4 protein-coding genes are annotated in these 3,977 nt (G+C 39.3%); 2 read left to right on the top strand and 2 right to left on the bottom strand.

Translation table 11 applies throughout. The features are described from left to right. Nucleotides 1-666: 666 nt before the first annotated feature. Nucleotides 667-1,152, bottom strand: coding sequence for a HEAT repeat domain-containing protein (locus ACUVXA_RS17660; RefSeq protein WP_445872602.1), 486 nt, complete (start codon nucleotides 1,150-1,152; stop codon nucleotides 667-669). A 485-nt stretch (nucleotides 1,153-1,637) separates the two neighbouring features. On the opposite strand from ACUVXA_RS17660, the gene ACUVXA_RS17665 reads away from it, so the two are divergent. Together ACUVXA_RS17665 and pscS are read left to right on the top strand one after the other, a co-directional pair. Further along, nucleotides 1,638-2,258 (top strand): DUF2100 domain-containing protein, encoded by a 621-nt coding sequence (locus tag ACUVXA_RS17665; protein ID WP_445872605.1) that lies wholly within the window; start codon nucleotides 1,638-1,640, stop codon nucleotides 2,256-2,258. Beyond that, nucleotides 2,251-3,450 carry an O-phospho-L-seryl-tRNA:Cys-tRNA synthase gene (pscS, locus tag ACUVXA_RS17670; RefSeq protein WP_445872603.1) on the top strand — a complete coding sequence of 400 codons (1,200 nt, stop codon included), beginning with the start codon at nucleotides 2,251-2,253 and terminating at the stop codon, nucleotides 3,448-3,450. The genes ACUVXA_RS17665 and pscS overlap by 8 nt, the downstream gene beginning before the upstream one ends. Nucleotides 3,451-3,503: 53 nt before the next feature. On the opposite strand, the gene ACUVXA_RS17675 is transcribed toward pscS, so the two are convergent. Then, the gene (locus ACUVXA_RS17675; RefSeq protein ID WP_445872604.1) at nucleotides 3,504-3,917 is read right to left on the bottom strand and encodes a hypothetical protein; all 414 of its coding nucleotides are present in this window, start codon (nucleotides 3,915-3,917) and stop codon (nucleotides 3,504-3,506) included. Between the last annotated feature and the right edge of the window lie 60 nt (nucleotides 3,918-3,977).

Raw genomic sequence — 3,977 nt, forward strand, 5'->3', positions numbered from 1 at the left:
TTCTCTCCACTATAAGGGTATCCCTACCCCCAAAAACTCATTTTCAAATACTGACTTTTGCCGATAAAGTTAAAAATAGAAAACCTAGATAAGTAAAACAGTAAAAACGGAAAACCCTCTCTAAAAAAATTTAGTGCTAAGAGTATATTTTCTTGAATAAGAGCCGGGTTAGTCTAGCGGCGAGGCGCCGGACAGTCTCCTGCCCGGAATGCAGATTCGGTACTTCAAGTTTGAACTCAAGCTTGGGCCGTAACCAGGGTTCAAAATCTTTAGGGCATCGCCCCCATCGAGGAATTTCCCTGACCCGGCTTATATATATTTTATATATATCTATATATTCTTTTTTTTCTGTTGTTCCCATGATCGGGCTATTAGCAGGTAAATCTTTTTATGTCTATTTTCTTCAATAGAACATCGTAGGATGAAAAAATACAGTGGATGGTTTGATTTTGTTTATGTTGTTTTTTGATTTTTTATTAAGGTGGTATTTGCTTCCCAGCAGGGTATCTATGAAAAAATAATCGAGGATAATAATTACGTGTATTTTTTCGTTTTACTTTGGGTAGTTTTTTCTTTGGGTATTTAAGTTGTAAATAAGTTTTTAGAATGATGGTATTTGTTTTCAGCTGGTTAAGTCTATTTTTTATTTTTTTCTTTTTATTTTTTCTAGGGCCTTTTTGCCGCCCCCCGGACATCCTCACCGTAGCAAGCGTCACCCTCGCCATCCAGGGACCAGTCATAATTCAGTGCCCAAGTGAGAGCTTCAATTGCCCGCTCATCACCTATCTTTCCAAGAGCCACCACTGCGGAGATTCGCTCGATATCATCACCATAATAAACAATATCGATAAGTGGCTCCACTGTCCTCGCATCCCCAATCTCTCCAAGAGCCCGTACTGCTTTAAACCGAACCATACCATCCTTATCCTTTAGTGCTTGTATGAGGGGAATAACCGCCCGCGCATCCTTTATACTTCCGAGAGCAATTGCTGCACTACTTCTAACGTGATAATCTGCATCTTTCAGAGCCTGTATAAGGGGATACACAACTGTCTTATCCCCAAATTGTCCGAGATACCATGCTGATGTTCTTCGAACTTTCCAATCCTTGTGTTTCAAATCTTGAATTGCACTTTCCCTCAGACTAACCACGCTTGTTCCCTCATTTACATTTATTCTTATTCGAGAGGCAACTCTCTCAAGACGAAAAGTTTGTCAATATATCAAGAGCTTGGAAAAGTTTGGGCACCTTTACGCTCCCGTATTTTAAGCCCCTATCAGAGATTATAATCATATAAATATCATTTCAGTTTTACTTATATTTCTACCACATTCCGTAAACGTAGTGGGTTATATAATTACCAATGAGTCATACCCACCCAGACAGAATCCTGGAACATAATCCAGTATTGCACTAAAGTCCATTGGCATGCCTTTAAAATCAAGTAGCGAAGAACTTCAATCTTAATGAGTTATTAATGTATCAAAAACATTTTATGGTTTATACACATATTAATTGGGGAAGCGATAAAAGTTTATAATTGATAGTATATAATATTTTAGAAGTTAATGTTTAAATCATTCAAAAAAAAGTATATGATTAGTTAATGCATTGTGATAAGCGGGAGAGTGACTTGGTGAATTTTGATTACGATGATGTTGACAGGATTAATAGAGTTGTTGACGCTTTAATTTCTATTTTGTGTGAAGTTAGATTCTTCGCGCCTGGATATAATTTTGATTCCACCACTGAAGAAAAGATTAGGAATCTTTTGATAAATGTTAGAGACTTTTTGAGTGTGCTCATGGAGAAGTTTGGTCTAGACCAGCGGCGGGAGATGGAGAGGATTAAGGTTAAAACTGTTGATCTTAGGGGTATACTTTTCGTTGTTGTTTCATCTTCTACGCGGAAAAGACTTTTGGAATTAGGGGTTGATCCTAGATTTGTAGTGGTAACCGGGGGACCTTTGAATGCTATTGATGTGAAGAGTTTGAATCCGAGTATTTCTGATGAAGCTCTTGAGACGGTTAGAAAGAAGGTGGAGGGAGTTTGGCGGGACATAGAGGCTAGGACACCGGAGGTGGAAAGAATTTTGGTGCTAGTCGAGGAGGGTAATAAGGGGGATTTAATGGTTTCTGAGCGGGCGGATGAGATTCAGAGGAAAACCGGTTTACGGACTTTGGTGAAGACTTTTTCCAGCGTTCAGGACTTGTCTCCGGATTTTTTCGAAGGGTTTTTGGGTGAGGTTAATGTTTGATGAGAGTGTTTTAGAGAAATATAGGAATCTTACTCGGGGTGTTGAGGAGAGGATGATAAATCTTCATCCCATCCAGTCTGGGGGTAGGGCTGGTGATTACCCGGGGGTGGTTCAGGCTGTTTTGAGGTTTGTTGATGGTTATAGTGTGTGTGATTTTTGTATGAAGGGTCGATTGGATCTTATTGATTCTCCTCCGCTTTGTGATTTTCATAGGGATATTGCCGCCTTTTTGGAGATGGATGAAGCTAGGCTTTTTCCGGGTTGCCGCCAGGCTCAGTATGCCACTTTCCACGCACTGGTTAAACCGGAGGATACTATCATTATCGATTCCTTGGCACACTATAGTACATATCTGAGCGCTGAGCGCGTAGGGGCTAAGATTGTTGAGGTTCCACATTCAGGATATCCCGATTTTGATCTGTTTATTGATGCTTACGCTGAGAAGATTGAGGAGGTGAAAAAAGAATCGGGTAAATGGCCGGCTCTGGCTTTTTTAACTCATGTGGATTATAATTATGGTAATGTTTTTGATGCTAAAAGTGTGGGCAAAATTTTACACGATTACGGCATTCCGTTTGTGCTAAATGGAGCATACACTATTGGGCGAATGCCTGTTTCAGGAAAAGACCTGGGTGCTGATATTTTGACTGCTTCTCTGCATAAATCCTTTGCTTCTCCGGCGCCCTCGGGTCTGCTATTGGCTAATGATGCTTATGCTAATGTGATCTTTAAAGGCTCTTCTATAAGAGGTCCTTGGAGTGTTAGAAGTTTTGAGAATAAGGAAGTTGAAACACTAGGTTGCACTTTACCCGGTTGTGTAGCCGTTGGAGCTATGGCGGCTTTCCCATATGTTGCGGAACGCATTAAGCATTGGGATGAGGAGGTTAAGAAGGCAAGATACTTCGTAGAACAGTTGGAAAGGATAAATGGTATTAAGCAGTTGGGGCAGCGTCCACATAAACATGATCTTTTACATTTTGAAAGCGAATCTTTCTTTGAAATAGCTCAGAAACATCCTCGAAAAGGTTTCTTTCTCTACGAAGAATTAAAGGAAAGGGGAGTAGCGGGTGTTCAACCGGGCTTATCAAAAACTTTCAAGGTTTCAACCTACGGTAAAACTTGGGATCAGATTAAATTAGCAGCAGAAGCCTTCTTAGAAATTGCTAAAAAATATGATATTTCAACACATTGAGAGTATGATGAAATCCAGAAAAATAAAGGCTCATGCTTTTTAGAATTAGGAATTTAGATTTTATATTTTTCACGATAGAGGGACAACAAGTTTTGAATTTCGTTGTTTTGTTGAGCACTGTTTTTGAGAATGTCTAATACATTATTTATGTTAACTCCACTGATTTTTTGCCTTATTTTTAGATTCGATTCGAGTTGTTGGGGGGATATTTTTCCCTGCAATAGGTCGAGATATGATTTGAGAGGGGCTACGTACTCCGCTTGGTAGTCTGGTATTTTGTCAGGGGTTATGGAGATCTTTCCGTTTCCAAGTATGAGAGTAAACGCGGTTTCTCCCTCTGGTTCTGGAACGGCTGTGATTTTCTCATAGATTTTGATTTTTGGGATGACTTGTAGGAATTCTGAATTTTTCTCTTCACTGGGTATGGTTCTTTCAAATATGTGTTTGAGAATGTTAAGTATGTCCATGATTGCTCCCTTTTACCAATTGGTTATTTTATTAAAATATTACAATTTAGTATTTAAAGT

Source organism: Candidatus Jordarchaeum sp. (assembly GCF_052745115.1).